This window comes from Pseudophaeobacter leonis (assembly GCF_002087335.1).
GTDB classification, from domain to species: Bacteria; Pseudomonadota; Alphaproteobacteria; order Rhodobacterales; family Rhodobacteraceae; genus Pseudophaeobacter; species Pseudophaeobacter leonis.
Map to the genome: position 1 here is coordinate 39010 of NZ_MWVJ01000102.1, position 19680 is coordinate 58689.

Sequence of the window (19680 nt, forward strand, 5' to 3'; positions counted from 1 at the left end):
CGGGCCAGACGGGGAAGTCCCGCCACCATAGTTGCTTTGCCGGGCGTTCCATTCTTTGGGGCGCCCGTCTTATTTTTAGAAGCTTTTGTTCAGGAGCATTCCACATGCAGGTCGCAGCACAGACAGGGGCCGGAACGGTCAATTGGGTCAAACTGATCCTCCTTGGCCTGATTTGGGGGTCGTCCTTCATGGCCGTGACCCTCGCGCTCAAAGGGCTGGGTCCTGTGACAATCGCTGCTGCCCGCATCTCGTTGGGAGCCATATCCCTACTGATTGTCACCGCCCTGATGCGGATTGATCTCCCCTCCATGAACACCCACCACGGCCGAACCGTCTGGCTTTGTGCACTGGGAATGGGGTTCTTTACCAATGCGCTGCCGTTCTCATTGCTGAGCTGGGGGCAGACCTATGTCGCCAGTGGCTTTGCCGGGGTCTGTATGGCGGTGGTGCCGCTGTTTGTGCTGCCTCTGGCACATTATCTGGTCCCCGGTGAGCGCATGACCCTGCGCCGCACCCTGGGCTTTTCCATTGGTTTTCTGGGTGTGCTGACCCTGATCCGCCTAAAGGCCTTTGTCTCGGCGGGCAGTGATTTTGAATCCCTGGCGCGCATGGCCTGTCTGGCCGCCGCCCTGTGCTATGCAATCGGATCTATCATCACCCGCCTTTGTCCCGGGGTGAATATGCTGTCTCTGTCTGCCGCCGCGCTGCTCTGTGGTGCCATGATGATCGTGCCTGCGGCCCTGTGGCAAGAGGGCGTACCTAGCCTGCCTGCGGGGCGCTCGCTGCTGGCGGTGCTCTACCTTGGCCTGGTGCCCACCGCGCTGGCGCAGGTGCTGCTGGTGCAGGTGGCACGCAGTGCCGGTCCTGGCTTTTTGTCGACAGTGAACTATCAGGTGCCGGGTTGGTCGGGTTTTTTGGCGCGCTTTTGCTCAACGAAACCCTGCCGCCACAGCTTTTTGCCGCCCTTGCGCTGATCCTTGGAGGCCTGCTGCTCAGCCGGGCTCCGGCCCATCGCCAGCGCCCCTAGCAGGCCGCAGAACACATCAAAAGGTTTTGAGGTTGACCTCACCGCTGCCCCTGCGCCAAGTGCAACTCTAACAGGGGCGCGGACGGCATGCAGGAAAAGATGGGCAAATACTGGCTGATGATTGCCACCCTCGGTCTGGTCTGGGGCGGGACATTCCCCCTGATCAAGCTGACACTGGAGGGGATCACCCCCTTCTGGCTGGCCGCCGGGCGCATTGGCTTTGCCGCCGCCTTGCTCTGCGCGGTCTGGGCCTGGCGCGGCTTCCAGCTGTTTAGGGCCGAAAGAAGCTGGCCTGCGCTTTTGATCATTGGCCTCTTCAGCACCGCCCTGCCCTTTATGCTGATCAATTGGGGGCAGCAGCATGTCTCGGCTGGGTTTACCGGCCTCAGCATGGCGGCGATTCCGCTGATCGTGCTGCCTCTGGCGCATCTGTTCATCCCCGGAGAGCAGATGGTCCTGCGGCGGCTCTTTGGCTTTGTGGTCGGTTTTGTAGGGGTGGCGCTGCTGATTGGCAGCAAAGCCTTTGCCTCCAGCAATGCCGAGCTGGAACTGTTTGGCCGCATTGCCTGCGTCTCGGCCGCAGGTTGCTATGCCATCAGCTCGATTTTGACCCGCCGCCTGCCGCCGGTAGATCCTGTTGGACTGGCAGCGATTTTGCTGGTGATCGGCACGGTCGTCATCCTGCCTGTCGCCTGGACGGTCGAGGGCCCGCCGGTGATGCCAGAGGGGCGCATCCTGGGATTGATCGCTTTGCTCGGGCTGATCCCAACAGCGGCGGCCAATCTGCTGCGGGTGATTGTCGTGCGGGAGGCCGGCCCCACCTTCATGACGCTCACCAACTATCAGGTGCCAGTCTGGGCCGTCGTGCTGGGGGCGCTCTTTTTGGGAGAGAGCCTGCCGCCCTCGATGCTCTTGTCGATGATTCTGATCCTGAGCGGGCTGTGCATCAGTCAGTGGGGGGCGCTGACGCGGCTCTTTGCCTCTGGCAAAAAACAGTACTAGGCGCTGCTAAAACCCCGGCTTATACGCCCTGAAAACCCTGAAATCTGTTGTCAGCGCGTGGCCTGCCACAGGCGCAACGCCTGCGCGGTCTCGGCGACGTCATGCACCCGCAGCATCTGCACCCCCTTGGCAACCCCCGCCAAAGCCACAGCGATAGATCCGGGGGCGCGTTTGTCGGCCTGAGGCTCTTTACCGATGGTGCCGATGAATTTCTTGCGCGACACCCCCAGCAAAATCGGGCAGCCAAGGCCGTGAAACAGGCTCAACCCCTTGATAAGGGACAGATTATGCGCCTGCGTTTTGCCAAAGCCAATGCCGGGATCAACCACGATCTGGTCGCGCAAAATGCCCGTCGCCTCCAGGCGGTCAACCCGCTCGGCCAGGAAATCATAGACGTCCAGCAGGACATGATCGTATTTTGGATCGTCCTGCATGGTTTCCGGATCACCCTGTGAATGCATCACGCAGACCGGGGCGCCTGCCTGTGCTGCCAGCGGCGCCAAAGCCGCATCATAGGTAAAGCCCGAGACATCATTGACCAGCTGCGCCCCCGCCTCCAGCGCCTCCATGGCCACCGAGGCCTTGCGGGTGTCGATGGAAATCGGCACCGCCGAGCTGGCGCGAATGGCGGCTATCACAGGTGCGGTGCGCGCAACCTCTTCGTCTTCGGGAACAAATGCAGCTCCGGGCCGGGTGGATTCGCCACCAATATCAAGAATATCCGCGCCATCCTGTATCATGCGCTGCGCGGCTGCCACTCCGGCCTCAAGCCCGGTATGTCGCCCGCCATCGGAGAAACTATCCGGGGTGACATTCAATATCCCCATGATTTTGGGGCGGGTCATATCCAGGCCAGCAATGGCTGCGCGCCGAAACATCAGCCGGTGGCGTATATCTTCGGGCACCAGTCCCACCGGAACGATCCGCGGCGGTGCCTCGCGGCTGAGCAATTCTACTTCGGAAAACCAGAGCGATCCGCCAGCAAGCGGCAGCGCGCCTTCGGGTCGTGTTTCTCCATGCCGTACCAGTGGCCGGTAATACATCACAGCTGCGTTTGCTCCACATCGACGGCGCGCAACGAAACCTGAGGGCAGGCAGGCAATTCGGCGCCAATGACAATCATTTCACCCGCCTCAAAGGTTGCCGCAAACCATGCGGCCAATGCAACCGATTCAGAAGGCGCAGCCGAGGGGCCATCCACCGCATCCAATACGATCTTTGACGGCGCCCAGACGCAGATTTGCCCATTTTTCATGGCCCAGTCGAGCTCTGTCCGGGTCGAGACAACCACGCAGCGGTCATCTCTTGCGGCCAGACGCCAGGCATTTTGTTCGATAGAAAGCAAATCAATGCGCCGCTGAGTCATCTTGTGACCGGTTTTTGGCGTCTCCAGCGGATGCGCCCCAACACAGAGAATCAGCGGGCGGCGACGACAGGCCATCTGATCAACCCAGGCCGTGAAGTTCTCGCTCTCGATCGCGGCATTGGACAGAAACATCAGTCGCGGATGCGGCGGCTCATCCTCTTCGACCAGGTGGTTCACCTGATCCTTTGAGCGCACGATTTCGACGCCCAAAGCACCGGGGCCGCGATCCAGCTTTTCGATACGCACAAACACCCGCACCGCCTGCGGCTCAACCAGGATCCGCTCCGCCACACGTTCAGCCAGGGTTTCCAACAGGTTGAGACGTTCCGCCGCGAGCTCATAGGCGATGGCTTCGGTCACTTTGTCGTAGGACAGGATCCGGTCTACGTCGTCATCCAGATCGGCCGGCAGCGGCGAGACCTCGACCACCACGTTGAAACAGATGCGCTGGGTATTGCCGCGTTCGGCCTGAAAGGCGCCGATCTCAACCTCAACCATGTGGTCTCGTAAAGAGATCCGGTCCAGTGGTCCGGGAGAGGCAGTTGCAACCGAACGTTCCGACGGGTGCTCAAAGGCGAGGCGAACTTCTGAAGACATGGGAGACGGGCCTTTGGCTGGCTGGCGTGGAGGTGGTGGGTCATACTACTCTTGCGCTTGTGCCTTAACAGGCCCGCATGCGCCAGACTAGGCACCGAAAGCGGCACCCCCTCACGCCTGCCGCCGCAGCGCACCCTATTTACATCACTTTACGCCCACACCGGACCTATGAGCTGCCCTGTGACGGACTGGCCCGTGACAGGCTGGCCCGTGACAGACTGGCCTAATGAGAAACCGGCCCGATGAGCGGCTGGCCTGATGAGCAGTCGGCCTGGTGGCGAGTATGCAGCCCGGTCAGAGTGCGGCCGGTGGTGTCACAAAGTCACTCGCTTGAGGCAATCTGGTAGCGCTCATCGCGGTAAAACAGGTGCACGCCAATCCGCATTGTTTTGGTGAAGCTGCGGCTCCAGCGCGGACGTACGGCCGTGGTGTGGTAGTAGGTCGCCCCCTGAGTGAGCTGCGGCGCAGCACCGTCGATCACCAGCTTGGCCACCTTTGCAACCCGGGCATAGGCGCGCTTTTCGTGGATCACCTCTTCGTGGCCGTCACAGGTATAGGTAAACTGGCACTGATACCGCCGCCCGGTGCCCTGATTGATCACGCTGCACGGCGTATCGGGGAACTGAGCGCTCTTCACCCGGTTCATGATCACTTCTGCAACGGCAAACTGACCTTTGACTGTCTCGCCGCGCGCCTCAAAGTAGAGGGCCTCTGCGAGGCAAGCGAAGTTTTCATCACCGCTCGCCTTGGGCTGTTTGTCGAGCCAGGCCTTGGTAAAGGAAATCCCTTCAGCCGGGACCGGCTTGGGGCGGGCCTTGAAGCCAAGAAAACCCGAAAACCGGTTTTCCGGGACCGTGTTCAGGCTGGACTGTTCACGCTTGAACAATGCACTGAGGCCGGTCTCGGCTTCGGCGATTTGCCCCGTCATTACTGTCGCAACCACCAAGGCCGCCAAGGTCAGGAATTTCATGTCAGGGATCCTCATTTTTCCACTTGCGCATGGCCTCCCCAGTCACATGCGATCGCTCCCTTTAAACACATTCCAGCAAAACGTCCAGTTCTTGGAATATGAGGCCGTCATCGCGCCAATGGGATTGATCTGAGACCAGGTTGAGCCGAGGCTGGAAGAAACAAATTTTCCTTAGTTCTTTGTGTATGTTGGCGATGGCACGCCGGTTTTCTCTTCGATCGCGAGCTGCGCTGCGGCCAATCGGACGACGGGGACGCGGAACGGTGAACAAGACACATAATCGAATCCAGCCTCGCGACAAAAGGCAATCGATTCGGGGTTGCCGCCGTGCTCGCCACAAATCGAAAGCGTGACCTGCGGATTTGCACTGCGGCCGCGCTGCACGCCAAGCTTCAGCAGCTCGCCCACCCCATCCACATCCAGCACATGGAACGGGTCTTCCGGGAAGACGCCCTGCTGCACATAGTTCGACATAAACCGCCCGGCATCATCGCGCGACAATCCATAGGTCATCTGGGTGAGATCATTGGTGCCAAAGCTCAGGAACGAGGTTTGCGGCGAGATTTCAGCGGCGCGCAAAGCCGCGCGCGGCGTCTCAACCATAACACCTAAACGGTAGTCAAAGCTTTCTCCCCGCTCTGAGGCAACGGCTGCGGCCACCGCATCAATGCGCGCCTTGACCAGCTCAACTTCGCGTTTGGCAGAGACCAGCGGGATCATCACTTCGGGCACCACGGGGGCGCCATCTTTGGAGGCCAGCAGAGTGGCTTCAAAAATAGCCCGCGCCTCCATGTCATAGATCTCAGGGACGGTGACGCCAAGGCGCACCCCGCGCAGACCCAGCATGGGATTATATTCGTGCATCTCCTCAACCCGGCGCGTGACATCGCTCACCGGAATATCAAGCGCCTCTGAGAGTTCGCGCTGGCCGGTTCTGGAGGTTGGCAGGACCTCATGCAGCGGCGGGTCAAAAGCCGGATGCAGACCGGCAGGCCTTCCATAATGCGGAACAGTTCCAGGAAATCCTTGCGCTGCATCGGCAACAGGCGGGCCAGAACCGCCGCGCGCCCGCTTGAGGCTTTCGGCAAAGATCATCTCGCGCATCACCGTGAGGCGTCCGGGGTCAAAGAACATATGCTCGGTCCGGCACAGGCCAATGCCCTCGGCATTGAAATTACGCGCCGTCTGCGCATCGGCAGGCGTGTCGGCATTGGCCCGGATACCAATATCGCGCGCCTCATCCGCCCAGGTCAGCAGCGCCTGAAAGGCATCGTCCTGCGCCGCTTCCAGCATCTCCGGCTCGCCCGCCAGAACCTTGCCGCTGCTGCCATCAATGGTGACAATATCGCCTGCGCGAAAAACCCCGCCGCTGGCCGAACTCAGCAGTTTGTTCTTGGCATCAAATTTCATATCTGACGCGCCGACAATACTGAGCGATCCCAGCCCGCGGCCAATGACAGCCGCATGGCTGGTCATGCCGCCCCTGCCTGTCAGCACAGCCACGGCCGCATGCATGCCGCGCACATCTTCTGGCGAGGTTTCGCGCCGCACCAGAATGCAGGGCTCTCCACGCGCCGCACTGGACTGCGCATCCGCCGCAGTAAACACCAGTTGCCCGGTAGCAGCCCCCGGGCTGGCTGCGATTCCAGACCCAATCACATCGCGGGTCGCTGTCGGAGAGACCTGCCGGTGCAGCAATTCATTCAGCACATGGGCATCGACCCGCATCACCGCCTCATGTGGCGGAATAATGCCATCTTCTGCCAGTGCCACAGCAATCCGCACAGCAGCCTGAGAAGAGCGCTGCACCCGCACCCCGTCAAGAATATGCAGATTGCCGTTCTGGATCACAAACTCCACCTGCATCTCTTCGCGCAACCGTTTGCGCATCAGCGCCGCGTCTGCCTTGATACGGGCAAAGGCCATCGGCGACAGCTCTTCCAAAGACGGCCCCCGGAGATCGCGTTCCAGAAAGAGCGCCTCTGTACCTGCCCCAAGCGCTTCGCGCCCCTGCGACTGGCTAAGGTAGCGCCCCGTCAGCTGCGGCTTGCCGGTTGTTGAGCTGACAAGTTGCAGCACGCCCGAGCCGCATTCGCCCTGCCCCAGACCGGGGATCATCTCCTGGACCCCCAGACCCAGCCCGGCATCCGCAGGCCCCCCTTTGGCCTGACGCAACAGCCGCGCCGACGTGCCTTCCCAGGCGCGCGCCATAGAGCGCAGCGCCGCCCCCAGCTGCTCCGCCGGGTCTTGCGGGAACACCTCGTCGGTTTCCGCCTCATAGGCCTGCAGGATTTCGCGTAAGGCATCCGGGCCGCCATCTTCCACATCGTCAAATACATCCGGGTCCAGCCGCGCCACATGTACCGCGTAAGATTGCACAAAGCGCAGATACAGCGAGGCTGCCGCCTCATGTCCCAGCGCCTCTTTCAGCGAAAGATAGCGAATGTCGTTCATGCCGATGTTAAGGATCGCACCGGGACCGCCCCAGTCCGGAACCTCAGAGGAGGGGCGCACGCAGAGCAGGGCATCATCAGAAAACTTCGACAGGATTGCGCGGATATCCGGCAAGGCGCCAGCTGCAATATTCTGCACGGCCTCAAATGAAAGGGCAACGGTACAGGGCACCGGCAGATCCAGTCGCACAAGGCGTTGCAAACACTTGGCACGTCCACCGTGGCGGGCGGCCTCAATCGGGGCGGTTGGGGTGATCAACGTAGCGAGCGGAGTATCAGGCATGGATTTTCAGCTCCACTTTCTGCGATGCGGCATCATTTCTTTAGCCTGCAGCATAGGCGCCAAGCCCCACGGTGCAAGGGGGCAGGCCCTCGCCCTGCGCTAAAACTTCCAGGCCGCGACTGGAATGCTGCAAGGTCAGATCACTACAGGTCTCGAAAGGGACGAATTTACAGCGTGGATTTACAGGGCGGTTTTGGACAAGCGCTGATCGCGACAGGCCTGCGATGCCGATCGGCTGGCACAAAGGTGACAGCGCATAAAAAAGGGCCACATGTCATGAGTGGCCCTCTTGTAAAGAGTTTCGCGTGGCTGACAGCCTCAGACGGAGGTGCCGGACCTCAGGCCTCGATACGGGTCAGGTCTGCCACCTGACCACAGACCTTGCGGATATGGGACAGCAGGTTCAACCGGTTGCGACGCACCACTTCCTTCTCCGCATTGACCTGCACTGCCTCAAAGAACGCATCCACCGGCGCCCGCAGGGCCGCCATGCCGCCCATGGCGGCCGCGAAATCCTCGGCCTCGATGGCCGTGGAGATCGCTCCCTCGCTGGCTTCAAGTGCTGCAAACAGTGCTTTTTCGCTCTCATGCTTAGCAAACTTCGCATCGGCGCCGTAGGAATACTCCACCCCGTCTTTTTCCTCGGCCTGGGTCAGGATATTGTTGGCCCGCTTGAAGCCCTGCAAAAGGTTTGTGCCATCCTCAGAGACCAGGAAATCCTCCAGCGCACGGGCCCGTTTCACCAGCAGCGTCAGATCATCATTGCCCGCCATCGCGATACAGGCGTCGATCACATCGTGGCGAATACCCTCATCGCGCAAAAACACCTTCAGGCGATCATGGAAAAAGGACAGCAGGTCATTGGACAGATCCGGAACCTTTTCCTCAAGACCAAGGAACGCCGCTGCAGGTTTCTCGCCCAGGGTTTCCTTCACCGCATTAAAGGCCGCGCCAAACACACCGTGTTCGGCAATTTCCAACAGCAAAGAGGCAACATGCTCTGAGGGCAGCGTTGCATCCAGCGCATCTTCGACCCTTAGCAATTGCCCATCAAAAAACCGGTCCAAAGGCAGGCGGGCATCATTTTTCAGAACCAGACGGATCACACCCAGTGCTGCGCGACGCAGGGCAAAGGGGTCTTTGGATCCGGTGGGCTTTTCATCAATCGCCCAGAACCCGGTCAATGTATCCAGCTTGTCAGCCAGCGCCACGGCCACTGAAACCGGCTCAGACGGTACATCATCCGAAGGGCCCAGCGGCGAGAAATGCGCCTCGCAGGCATTGGCCACCTCTTGCGGCAGGCCAGCCGCCTCGGCGTAGTAGCGCCCCATCAGACCCTGCAATTCCGGGAACTCATAGACCATTGCCGAGCTCAGATCGGCCTTGGCGACCCGGGCCGCCTGCTCTGCCAGATCAGCGTCAGCCCCCACGAAGGGCGCAATCTCGCGAGCCAAAGCCGCGATACGGTCAATACGCGCCGCCTGGGTGCCCAGCTTGTTGTGGAAGGTCACATTTGACAGCTGCGCGGTCCAGGCCTCCATGCCGGTCTCGGATTTGGCCACCCGCAGGTCATTCTCCCAAAAGAATTTGGCATCGGCCAAACGGGCCGACAGCACCTTCTGGTTGCCCGCCAGAATGGTGGCGCCATGATCCGCCGTCTCGCGGTTGGCAACGGTCACAAAGCCCTCGATGCGGCCCGTCTTAGGGTTCCTGACCGAGAAAAACTTCTGGTGTTCGCGCATACTGGTCTGCAGCACCTCTGGCGGCAGCTCCAGGAATTCGGCGTCAATATCCCCAACAGCACCACCGGCCATTCCACCAGACCGGCAACCTCAGTCAAAAGACCTTTGTCTTCGACCAGCTCCAGTCCACGTGCAAAAGCCTGATTGCTGGCCTCCTGCCAGATGGCTTCTCTCCGCTCAGCCGGATCCAGCACCACATAGGCGCGCTTCAGCTTGGCGGTGTAATCCTCAAAACCAGTCACCACGATCTCGCCCGGCGCCATAAAGCGATGGCCCTGCGTGGTATTGCCCGCTTGGATGCCCTCCAGCTCCAGCGGCACAACCTCGGCGCCGTTTTCATCGCTCAAAACACAGAGGATCGAATGCAGCGGGCGGACCCAGCGCAGGGTTCCTGCCCCCCAGCGCATGGATTTTGGCCAGGGGAAGTTGCGTACGGTTGCATCCAGCACCTCGGCAATGATCTCGGCGGCCGGACGGCCGGTTTTCTCCACAACCGCAAAATAGACCGCGCCTTTTGGCGTGTCGCGCTCTTGCAGCTGCTCACGGCTGATCCCTGCGCCGCGCAAAAATCCCTCGATCGCCTTGTCGGGCGCGCCGACCTTGGGGCCTTTGCGCTCTTCGCGCAGGGTCGGGCTGGCGGCCAACAGACCTTCAAGCGCCAGGGTCAGGCGGCGCGGCGTCGAGAAGGCAGCGGCGCCGCCATAGGTGAGCCCCGCCTCCACCAGACCATCGGTCACGCGCTTTTTCAGATCCTCAGCTGCACGCGCCTGCATGCGGGCCGGGATTTCTTCGGAAAACAGTTCTATCAGCAGGTCGGGCATCTGGGATCCTCAGAAGTTCACAATCGCCTGGATGACGATGGCATTGGCGATATCCACAAAGAAGGCGGATACAAGGGGCAGTACCACAAAGGCAATAGGCGAGGGCCCATAGCGTTTGGTTACTGCGGTCATATTTGCAATAGCGGTCGGCGTGGCCCCAAGGGCAAAGCCGCCAAAACCAGCCGCCAGCACAGCGGCGCGGTAGTTGCCGCCCAGCATCGGGAACAGCACGAAAAGCACAAAAGCCACCGCAAACAGGGTTTGCAGCAGCATAATCACCGCCATGGTCAGGCCAAGATCGGCAATGGTCCAGAGCTGCAGGCTCATCAGAGACATGGCAAGAAAGATCCCCAGCGAGAACTCAGACATCAGCGCCAAGACAGGCGTGCGCGCCACCGGTGCTGCATTGGGCGCAATCAGGCTGCGCAGATTGGCCAGCACAATCCCGGACACCAGGCAGGGCACAAACAGCGGCAGTTTTAGTCCGGCAACCAGTAGGGCCTGATGCAGCCCATAGCCAAAAATGATCGCCAGATTGAGATAGAGCATCACCCGGATCAGACCCAAATGGTCAATTGTGGTGGTTTCAGCCGCATCATCTGCGACACCAACCGTGTGTTCTTCGTCCGGACGGCTCGAGGTTAATGCGTTGCGGCCTATCAAAAAGCGCGCGACCGGCCCGCCAATCAGTGCTGCCAGCACCAGTCCAAGCGTGGCCACAGCCACGCCCAGTTCCGACGCACCAGACAGGCCGGTGGCAGTCGCCACCTCTGGCGCCCAGGCAATCGCCGTGCCATGCCCGCCAATGAGCGCGGCCGAGCCGAACAACACGCCTGCCTTTGCCGGGTAGCCAAATGCCAGCGCCCCCGCCACCCCGATGAGGTTCTGGGCGAGAATGGTGGCCAAGGTCAGCAGCAGTAAGATTGCCAGGGGCTTGCCCCCTGCCAGTAAATCAGCAAGCCGGGCGTTGAGACCAATCGCGGCAAAAAACGTGACCAGAAACAGGTCGCGCCCTTCCATCTCAAAACTGATCTGCAGCCCGGTGGTCTTATAGGCCAGCATCACCAGCACCGCAGCAATCAAGCCGCCTGACACCGGTTCGGGAATGTTGAAACGCCGCAGGATCAGCAGCTTGCTGTTCAGGCGCGCCCCCAGCAGGAAAACTGCAAACCCCATGGTCACAGAAATAAATCCGGGAATTATGATCGTGTTTTCCATCAAATCCTACCGTTTCCCCCTTCAGACAAGGGCGCAGCTACCATCTACAAAACTTCATGACCTTACTGGCTTTGCGGCCGCGGCGGGCAGGTTTCCCCAACCACGGTGCCATCATAGGCCTTTTCGCCGCAGGCGTTCAGCTCGTGCCAGGCAAAGCCCTGGCCCTGATCCGTCACCGCCACAATGCGGTCCACGCCGTAAAAGATGTTCTTTACCGAAACAAAAGCGACTGCCCGGCCCTCAAGCAAAGCGTCGCCCAGCGCCTGCGCATCAAAGCAGTCAAACCAGCCCGGGGCATTGCGCGGGTCTTTTTGCTCTGAGACCTGAAACAGCTGTGCCAATTCCTGCGGGCGCAGTTTGGTGGTGAAACAGGCGCGATAGCGAATAGGCGAGCTGTCGGCATCAATGGCCTGGAAATCCGAATAGGCGATGGGCTTTGGAGTATCCCCTCCCAACGGCAGCAGCACCACGTCCTCGCCCTGGGGTCAGCGCGACGTCGTCGTAATAGCCGTAGACCTGCAGATAATACATGCCAGCGCCTGCAGCCAGAGCCGACCCCAGCAATAGCACCGTGAGAAATTTACCCAGCATTGGCAAAAGCCCTTTGTTGTCTGACCCGCAAACTTAGCTGTCGGGTTGTTTGCCCCACAGAAACACTGTCGGGCCCGTTCTGCATTCTGATGCGCCGCGCCGCAGCCGCCTAGGCCGCAAAGCCGCCCGCTGAGGTCTGCACAAAGGCATCGGCGCAGTGTTTGGACAGCGTGCGCACACGGCCAATATAGGCCTGGCGTTCCGTCACCGAGATCACGCCCCGTGCATCCAGCAGGTTAAAGATATGGCTGGCCTTGATGCATTGATCATAGGCCGGATGCACCATGATGATGCGTTTGCCTGTCTTGGGATCGTCATGCGCCTGCGCCAAAATCATGGCGCATTCCGCCTCGGCCTCTTCAAAATGGCGCAGCAGTACTTCGGTATTGGCAGTGTCAAAGTTCCAGCGGGCGTATTCTTCTTCGGTCTGTTTGAAGACATCGCCATAGGTCAGCGGGATTGGCGCATCCGGGTCATTGAAGGGCATGTCCATCACGTGATCAACCCCGAGCACATACATCGCCAGACGCTCCAGACCATAGGTCAGCTCGCCCGAAACCGGGTGGCAGTCATGGCCGCCAACCTGCTGAAAATACGTGAACTGGCTGACTTCCATACCATCGCACCAGACCTCCCAGCCCAGCCCCCAGGCGCCCAGCGTCGGGCTTTCCCAGTCGTCTTCGACAAAGCGGATGTCGTGCATCTCCATATCGACGCCAATGGCCTCGAGGCTGCCAAGATAAAGCTCTTGCAGATTGGGCGGGCTGGGTTTGATCAGAGCCTGAAACTGGTAGTAGTGCTGCAGCCGGTTGGGGTTTTCCCCGTAACGGCCATCGGTCGGGCGGCGCGAAGGCTGCACATAGGCTGCGGCCCAGGGCTTGCTGCCCAGCGAGCGCAGGGTGGTCGCCGGGTGAAAGGTGCCTGCCCCCACTTCCATGTCATAGGGCTGCATGATGGCGCAGCCCTTGGCGGCCCAATAGGCCTGCAGCCGCAGAATGATCTCCTGAAAAGAGCGCGGTGCGGTTCTGGCTTCGCCAGGTGTCATCCCGTTAGTCTGGGTGGTGGTCTGGGTCATGTCCAAGTCCCTCGTATAGGCCAAAGTGCGGCAGCAAATGCGGCTTCTACCTATGCAAGCCCCCCGGCAGGGTCAACGGCTAGAAGCACGCAACAGGCTGGAGATACACTCTCGGCCCCGCCTTAACGACGTCTCGGCCACGTCTCAACCAGGTCTCTCGACCAGCGGCTCCGCCCGATTTGCACGCAGATTTGACCATTTTCATCGGTTTGCAGCCTCAGGTCGGGAATTCCCCCTCCTAAGGGGCGTTCCCTTTGCCGCTGCAAAATGCTTATCTGCGCGGCATTAATACAGTCTACCGGGATAGGGTCCTGATAATGAGAAAATTGATTGCCGCATTGGTTCTGTCGCTCAATGCGCTTGCCTTTGTTTTGACCGAGCCTGCGCAAGCGCAGCAAAACCTGCAGGAGACCGTCTGGATTCAGGTGGCAGCACGCTCCTCTCTGGCCGCGGCGCAGCAAGAAGCGCAGAGTGTTGCATCCAGCCTGCCAGACGTGGCTGGCTTTTCACTGGGTGGCGGCTGGTACGGGATCCTGATTGGCCCCTACAGTCGCGGAGACGCCAACCGGGTGCTGCAGGTTTACCGCAGCGAAGGCCAGATCCCGCGCGACAGTTTCATCGCGTTCCCAGCCAATCTGCGGGCCCAGTTCTATCCCCTGGGCACAGATGCAGCGCAGGCCCTGGCGCCAAACCCCGTACCGACCCCTGCGGCAGTCCCGGAGCCCGGCGAAACTGCTGCCGAGACCCCAGCTGTCGAAGAGCCAGCTCTCGAAGCTCCAGTTGCCGAAGCTCCGGTTATCACGCCAACACCCCCCCAAGCCCCCATCGTGGTGGCCGAGGTTGAAACCCCCCTGCCCGACGAGACCCCTGCACAGGCCCGCCGCAGCGAACAGCTGCTTAACCGCGATGAGCGCAAAGAATTGCAAATCGCGCTGCGCGCGGCCGGTTTCTACACCTCTGCAATCGACGGGGCGTTTGGCCGCGGCACCCGGGGCTCGATGTCCGACTGGCAGCTGTCCAAAGGCTATGAGGCAACCGGCGTCCTCACCACCGCGCAGCGCAAAACACTGCTCGACGACTATAATGCACCGCTGATCTCGGTTGGCATGCGCCGCATCAGCGATTCCCAAGCGGGCATCGCGCTTGAGCTTCCCACCTCGGAGGTTTCCTTTGCCAACTATGAGCCGCCCTTTGCGCATTATGAGAGTTCAGGTGATCTCGGCGTGCGCGTTCTGCTGATCAGCCAGCGCGGCGACAAGAGCACGCTGTATGGTCTGTATGACATTATGCAGACGCTTGAAATTGTGCCGCTGGATGGCCCGCGCGCGCGGTCTGGAAACAGCTTTACCCTTGAAGGGCGCAATGCCAAGATTCCCTCTTTCCCCCAGGCCAGCCTGACCAATGGTGAGATCAAAGGCTTTACCCTGATCTGGCCCGCCGGTGACGAGGCCCGCCGGACCCGGGTGCTGGCAGCAATGCAGCAGAGTTTTGAGCGGCTGGACGGGGTTCTGGACGATGCCGCAGGCGCTGATATCCAGCAGGATATCGACCTGCTGTCCGGTCTGGAGATCCGCAAGCCAAAAATGTCGCGCTCTGGCTTCTTTGTCACGGCAGACGGCATGGTCGTAACCACCTCGGATGTGGTGCAAAGCTGTACCCGGATCACTCTGGATCACGGCTATCCTGCGGACATCCTGGCCGATGACAGCCAAACCGGGATGGCCATTCTGCGCCCAACCAACAGCCTCGCCCCCATGGCTGTGGCCGAACTCAGCGCCCAGACCCCACGGCTGCAGTCCGAGATCGCGGTCTCCGGCTTTTCCTATGAGGGCGTTCTTGGCGCGCCAAGACTGACATGGGGCAAACTGGCCGACGTCAAAAGCCTTGAGGGCAACCCTGACATTGCCCGTCTGACCCTCACCGCTCAGCCCGGTGATGCAGGCGGCCCGGTACTCGACACCTCAGGTGCGGTTCTGGGCATGTTGCTGCCAGCCGGGATTGAAGGGCGCCAATTGCCCGCCGATGTCAGCTTTGCGGTCAATGCCGACGCAATCCGCAGCGCCTTGGATGCTCTGGGTCATGCCGTCCAGACACAGCCCACAACCGGCAGCCAGTCCCATCAGGTTCTGGCTAATCAGGCGCTGGTCAATCATGCCACCGGCATGACCGTGCTGGTCAGCTGCTGGGAGTAAAAACGCAGAGCCTTCAATCTCGGGAGGGGGCTTTCAAAAGCCCTAAACCAGATGTGGACCGAAAAAAGACGCCCGTGGAGAGATCCACCGGCGTCTTTTTATTGCTGAGCCTGATCGCATTACAGGCCTGATTATTACAGCGCCTGATTTCGCCGCTGTCCGCGCCGCCAAATCAGACGCGTTAGTAGGCGTGGATACGGCCGTCCCAGGTGTGGAAACAGCCGGTGGTATCCAGTGTCAGAGCGTCGAATTCGTGGATCAGACCACTGGCGGAGTCTTCGACGCTGATATCGCCCTCTTCGCCGCCCATATCCGTACGCACCCAGCCAGGGTGATAAATCCCCACCGCGATACCTTCGGGGCGCAGATCGGTGGACAATTTACGGCCGAAATTCAGCGCAGCCGCCTTTGAGGCCCGGTAGGCGTAGCTGCCGCCCGGCGCACGGGCATGGCTGGCCATTTGCGACGAAATAATCGCAATCTTGGCGTTCTTGGCCAGTCGCAGATTTGGCAGCAGGGCCTGCACCGTCAGAAAGACACCCGTGACATTGGCAGCCAGGCTCTGGCTCCAGATCTCGGCGGTATAGTCGTTGAGCGCCAGGCCCTTATCGAGGTAAACCCCGGCGTTGCAGACAAGAAGATCAATGGGGCGACTGTCCAATTGCGCGGCAAAGCGCGCCTGTTGTTTTGCATCCGTCACATCCAGCGGCACGCCGGAAGACGGGTCGCGTGACGTCCCTGTGACATCATGCCCATTGTTGCTCAGCTGTGACGCCATTTCGCGGCCAATTCCGCGAGAGGCGCCGGTAATCACTACATGCATATGGTCTTGCCTTTATCTAATTGGTCTTTCGATTGCGCCCAAAGGGCAGTGGCAAAACCGGGATACCGTCTTCAATAAGGGCCTTGGCCTCTTCCGGTTTGGCCTCGCCGTAAATGGCGCGCTCAGGTGCATCGCCAAGATGCATGGCCCGTGCCTCACTGGCAAAATCCTTGCCAACATAGTCAGAATTCGCCTCAACCTTGCGGCGCAGCTCGCCCAGCATCTTTTGCATCTCTGCCGCCGGAGGGGCTGCAGGCGCCTCGGCCTGCCCAGTACGTGCCGCCGCTGGGGCGTCGTCCTGATCTCCGGGGGCTGCGCCTGCAGTCCTCTCGGGCTCACCGATGGCTGAAACCGCCTTGCGCCCCGTGCGCACCCGCGGCGCCATGATCGCCTTTTCCACCTTCGAGCTGCCGCAATAGGAACAGGCCAACAGCCCCGCCGCCGCCAGTTTTTCAAAGGCAGTTGCAGACTGGAACCAGCTGTCAAAGCTATGGCCTTCGGCACATTTCAGGCTGTAGTTTATCATTCATTCACTCATAGCAGGAATTGCTGATTAGTGCGGCAACAATTGCAAAATCAAGAGTGGAAATATACCGCAGCAAAACAGTTGCGGTTTTCCGGTCTCGGTTTCACCAACCGCAGGATGTATTTTGACGCCCGACCTGGCGCAGCCAATTAGACTCAGGGCTCGCTCCCGACTGTTTCTCAGGACGTAAGGGGCAGCCGGTTTACAAAGCGCTCAAGGATCACCGCCTCAGGTTGATCCGCCTCAACCGCCAGTCTGCGCAGGCCAAAATGCACCAGGGCGACCTCGTGGTAATACCCCGAATAGACGTAGTTCGCCGTCGCCCCCGCCGCAGCCCCCAGGATCGGCACCGATTGCGCTGCCAGCTTGTGCCCCAGCGCCGTAGCCAGACGGGGGGCCACGGTATTGATCACCTGATTGAGCGCCTGATTGAGTGCCGGGCCGGACAGGCTCAACCGCAAAGACACAAAGGCAGTCTCAGCCCCGTCGTCCCGCGCCAAAGGCCCGGCCGAGGCAAACACCCGTAGACAGTCGAACATGACGCTTTGCGCACTGGGATCAAACCCTTCGGCGGCAGCAGCATCCTGGATCGTGCGCAGCAAAAAAGCAGTTGTGGCCGGCAGCTCAACCAGCGCGCCCGGCAGTCCGGCCGCACCACCAACCGCTCCCATGGCAGTGCTGACCAGGCGGTTCACCTTTGGCGACTGCCCCGGCATCACCCGGCGGGACTGCCGCGCCGCCTGCATCGCCAGGTGCAGCGCCTGGCTGGTGCCCTGCGCCAGCTGGCCGCGCAGGGCAGCCGGTAAGCGATCAAGCAGGTTTTCAACCCGCCCGCCCAGCGCATTGAGCAAATTGACACCAAGACCGCTGGCCAACTGATACCGCAGTGCCAGGGCATCCAGCTCAGCCTCCACCTCTGCCGCCGACAGAGCGCGTTTCTCGGTCAAAATTTCACCCATGCCTCAGGCCTCCCTCTCTAGAGATAGGTGGCCTGCGTCTGGCGCGTTTCAAGGTGTGCGAGAGGAAAGAGCCTCGCCCTGCCAGCGCGTCACCCGCCCCGTGACGCCTTTCCAGGCTGCCGCATCCTGCATCAGGCCCAGAACCCGGTCGGGGTTTGTGGGGGGCGGCATCTCCACGCCCGAAAGCCGTTCAAACCCAAAGCGTTTGTAATAGGGCGCATCGCCCACCAGCATCACCCGATGCCAGCCGTTTTCAGCCGCCTTCGCCAGGCTGTCACGAATAAGAGACCCTCCCAGCCCCTCACCCTGATGCGTCGGGTGCACCGCCACCGGCCCCAACAGCAATGCTGTCACCCTGTGGTCCGTCTCATCAGCAGAGAAAGGCTCAATCTGCACGGGCCAGAACCGGATAGCGCCAGCCAGAATTCCCAGCTCATCGCGCGCCACCTGGCTGAGACCCTGCACCGGCGGCACATCATCGCGCAGCCGGTAGGACGACAGCGCCTCGCGGCCCGGGGCAAAGCACAGATCATAGAGCGCCTCGACCTCCCAACGGTCTTCGGGCCGTTCTGCCATTAATTCGATCACGCCACTCGCCCTCCGCGCCTGTCCCCTTCTTCTCAGGGGGCTGGAAATCGCCCTAGCACGGGCGTAAGTCTGGGGCAAACAATTGGAGTCGCGCCATGTTCTATCGCCCCGAAGACGGCCACGGGTTGCCGCATAACCCCTTTAACGCCCTGATCACACCGCGCCCGATCGGCTGGATTTCCTCACGCGCTGCCGATGGCAGCAGCAATCTGGCGCCCTATTCGTTTTTCAATGGCGTGGCCTATACGCCGCCGCAGGTGATGTTTGCCTCCACCGGCAGCAAAGACGACCAGCCCGGCACCAAAGACAGCCTCGCCAATATTGAGGCAACCGGCGTCTTTTGCGTCAATATCGTCGCCTTTGAGATGCGCGATGCGATGAATGCCAGCTCTGAGTTGCTGCCAAAAGAGGTGGACGAGTTCGAGCACGCAGGCCTGACCCCCGTGGAGTGCGACACCATCAATTGCGCCCGCATTGACGGCGCACCCGCAGCACTGGAATGCAAACTCACCCAGATCGTCACCCTGCCCGGTGCGGCCAACCGCGTGGCCTTTGGCGAGGTGACCGGCATTCATTTGCGCGACGACTGCCTGCGCGATGGGATTTTTGATGTCACAACCTTCCAGCCTCTGGCCCGCATGGGATATCGCGACTACACCGTGGTGCGCGATGTTTTCTCGCTGGCCCGTCCCGACGATTGAGGCCCGCGCATGCCCCTGCCCAATCCCGCGTTGCGCAACCCGATACAGCTGCCAGACGGCGGGGCCCATAGCGGCACCGTCATGCTGTCCCAGGCGATAGATCATCCGAACTTTCAAATCGGAGACTATAGCTATGCCTCTGATTTTGCGCCACCGCAGGACTGGGCCAGCCATCTCGCGCCCTATCTGTTTGCCGGTGCGCGCGAACGGCTGGTGATCGGGCGGTTTTGCCAGATCGCCCATGGGGTGCGCTTTATCACCTCTGCGGCCAATCACGCTCAGGAGGGCCTCAGCTGCTATCCGTTTCCGGTGTTTGACCCAAGCCAGATGGCAGATTTTCAGCCCGACACCCGGGACACGCGCATCGGGCATGATGTCTGGATCGGCTATGGCGCCCTGGTCCTGCCGGGAGCCCGCATCGGCGACGGCGCGATTATTGGCGCAGGCGCTGTGGTGCGCGGCAGCGTGCCGCCCTACGCGGTGGTCATGGGCAATCCCGGCTCGGTGCAGCGTTGCCGCTTGTCCAAATCGCAAATCTCGCGGCTTTTGAGCCTGAAATGGTGGCATTGGCCGCAAGACCTTATCGCCCAGGCCGAGCCCGCGCTGCTGTCTGGTGACCTCGATATGCTGGAAAGCCTCGCTCCGAACTAACCGCGCGCTCCAAAACCGGGCAGCGCGCCATTTGATCAGGCCAGCACCTTTGTGGCCGCGCCCTAAAACAAAACAGCCGCGCCCCGTCAGGGGCG

Annotated in this window: 15 protein-coding genes and 3 pseudogenes; 5 read left to right on the forward strand and 13 right to left on the reverse strand. The window is 60.9% G+C overall.

Annotated elements, in window-relative coordinates:
* The first annotated feature begins 104 nt into the window (after nt 1-104).
* Together B4968_RS18950 and B4968_RS18955 are read left to right on the forward strand one after the other, a co-directional pair.
* Nucleotides 105-1027 (forward strand): annotated as a pseudogene (locus tag B4968_RS18950) (DMT family transporter).
* 87 nt (nt 1028-1114) lie between these two features.
* A complete protein-coding gene (locus B4968_RS18955) occupies nt 1115-2029 on the forward strand; it encodes a DMT family transporter (protein WP_083100885.1) in 915 nt (304 codons plus the stop codon).
* Nucleotides 2030-2079: 50 nt separating this feature from the next.
* Here the strand turns inward: B4968_RS18955 and folP are convergent, their stop codons facing one another.
* From folP to B4968_RS19000, 9 genes and pseudogenes are all read right to left on the reverse strand, one after another.
* A complete protein-coding gene (gene folP / locus B4968_RS18960; RefSeq protein ID WP_083100886.1) occupies nt 2080-3075 on the reverse strand; it encodes a dihydropteroate synthase in 996 nt (331 codons plus the stop codon).
* On the reverse strand, nt 3072-3992 hold the full coding sequence (locus B4968_RS18965) for a dihydroneopterin aldolase (protein ID WP_083100887.1): 921 nt from the start codon (nt 3990-3992) through the stop codon (nt 3072-3074). The genes folP and B4968_RS18965 overlap by 4 nt, the downstream gene beginning before the upstream one ends.
* Before the next feature lie 322 nt (nt 3993-4314).
* Nucleotides 4315-4962, reverse strand: coding sequence for a cell wall hydrolase (locus B4968_RS18970; protein ID WP_139792918.1), 648 nt, complete (start codon nt 4960-4962; stop codon nt 4315-4317).
* A 171-nt stretch (nt 4963-5133) separates the two neighbouring features.
* Nucleotides 5134-7698 carry a putative PEP-binding protein gene (locus B4968_RS18975; RefSeq protein WP_241525855.1) on the reverse strand — a complete coding sequence of 855 codons (2565 nt, stop codon included), beginning with the start codon at nt 7696-7698 and terminating at the stop codon, nt 5134-5136.
* Between the two features lie 338 nt (nt 7699-8036).
* A complete protein-coding gene (locus B4968_RS26295) occupies nt 8037-8471 on the reverse strand; it encodes a DALR anticodon-binding domain-containing protein (RefSeq protein ID WP_420916553.1) in 435 nt (144 codons plus the stop codon).
* A 63-nt stretch (nt 8472-8534) separates the two neighbouring features.
* A pseudogene (gene glyS / locus B4968_RS18985) lies at nt 8535-10261 on the reverse strand (glycine--tRNA ligase subunit beta); the annotation flags it as partial.
* Between the two features lie 9 nt (nt 10262-10270).
* Nucleotides 10271-11479 (reverse strand): sodium/glutamate symporter, encoded by a 1209-nt coding sequence (gltS, locus tag B4968_RS18990; RefSeq protein ID WP_083100889.1) that lies wholly within the window; start codon nt 11477-11479, stop codon nt 10271-10273.
* A gap of 62 nt (nt 11480-11541) precedes the next feature.
* Nucleotides 11542-12070 (reverse strand): annotated as a pseudogene (locus B4968_RS18995) (DUF6446 family protein).
* Nucleotides 12071-12179: 109 nt separating this feature from the next.
* On the reverse strand, nt 12180-13145 hold the full coding sequence (locus B4968_RS19000; RefSeq protein ID WP_420916551.1) for a glycine--tRNA ligase subunit alpha: 966 nt from the start codon (nt 13143-13145) through the stop codon (nt 12180-12182).
* A gap of 317 nt (nt 13146-13462) precedes the next feature.
* On the opposite strand from B4968_RS19000, the gene B4968_RS19005 reads away from it, so the two are divergent.
* The gene (locus B4968_RS19005) at nt 13463-15337 is read left to right on the forward strand and encodes a trypsin-like peptidase domain-containing protein (RefSeq protein ID WP_083100949.1); all 1875 of its coding nucleotides are present in this window, start codon (nt 13463-13465) and stop codon (nt 15335-15337) included.
* 181 nt (nt 15338-15518) lie between these two features.
* Here B4968_RS19005 and B4968_RS19010 read toward each other — a convergent pair whose 3' ends face one another.
* From B4968_RS19010 to B4968_RS19025, 4 genes are all read right to left on the reverse strand, one after another.
* Nucleotides 15519-16160, reverse strand: a complete 642-nt coding sequence (locus B4968_RS19010; protein WP_083100891.1) for an SDR family oxidoreductase — start codon at nt 16158-16160, stop codon at nt 15519-15521.
* Between the two features lie 16 nt (nt 16161-16176).
* Nucleotides 16177-16686: a DUF1178 family protein gene (locus B4968_RS19015; protein ID WP_083100892.1), complete on the reverse strand. Its 510-nt coding sequence runs from the start codon at nt 16684-16686 to the stop codon at nt 16177-16179.
* Between the two features lie 179 nt (nt 16687-16865).
* A complete protein-coding gene (locus tag B4968_RS19020) occupies nt 16866-17645 on the reverse strand; it encodes an EcsC family protein (protein ID WP_083100893.1) in 780 nt (259 codons plus the stop codon).
* 48 nt (nt 17646-17693) lie between these two features.
* A complete protein-coding gene (locus B4968_RS19025) occupies nt 17694-18233 on the reverse strand; it encodes a GNAT family N-acetyltransferase (RefSeq protein ID WP_083100894.1) in 540 nt (179 codons plus the stop codon).
* Nucleotides 18234-18328: 95 nt separating this feature from the next.
* Between B4968_RS19025 and B4968_RS19030 the strand changes: the two genes are divergently transcribed.
* Both B4968_RS19030 and B4968_RS19035 read left to right on the forward strand, forming a co-directional pair.
* A complete protein-coding gene (locus B4968_RS19030; protein ID WP_083100895.1) occupies nt 18329-18934 on the forward strand; it encodes a flavin reductase family protein in 606 nt (201 codons plus the stop codon).
* Nucleotides 18935-18943: 9 nt separating this feature from the next.
* Entirely contained in the window at nt 18944-19585 is a 642-nt protein-coding gene (locus tag B4968_RS19035) for a CatB-related O-acetyltransferase (RefSeq protein WP_083100896.1), read from the forward strand.
* Nucleotides 19586-19680 lie beyond the last annotated feature (95 nt).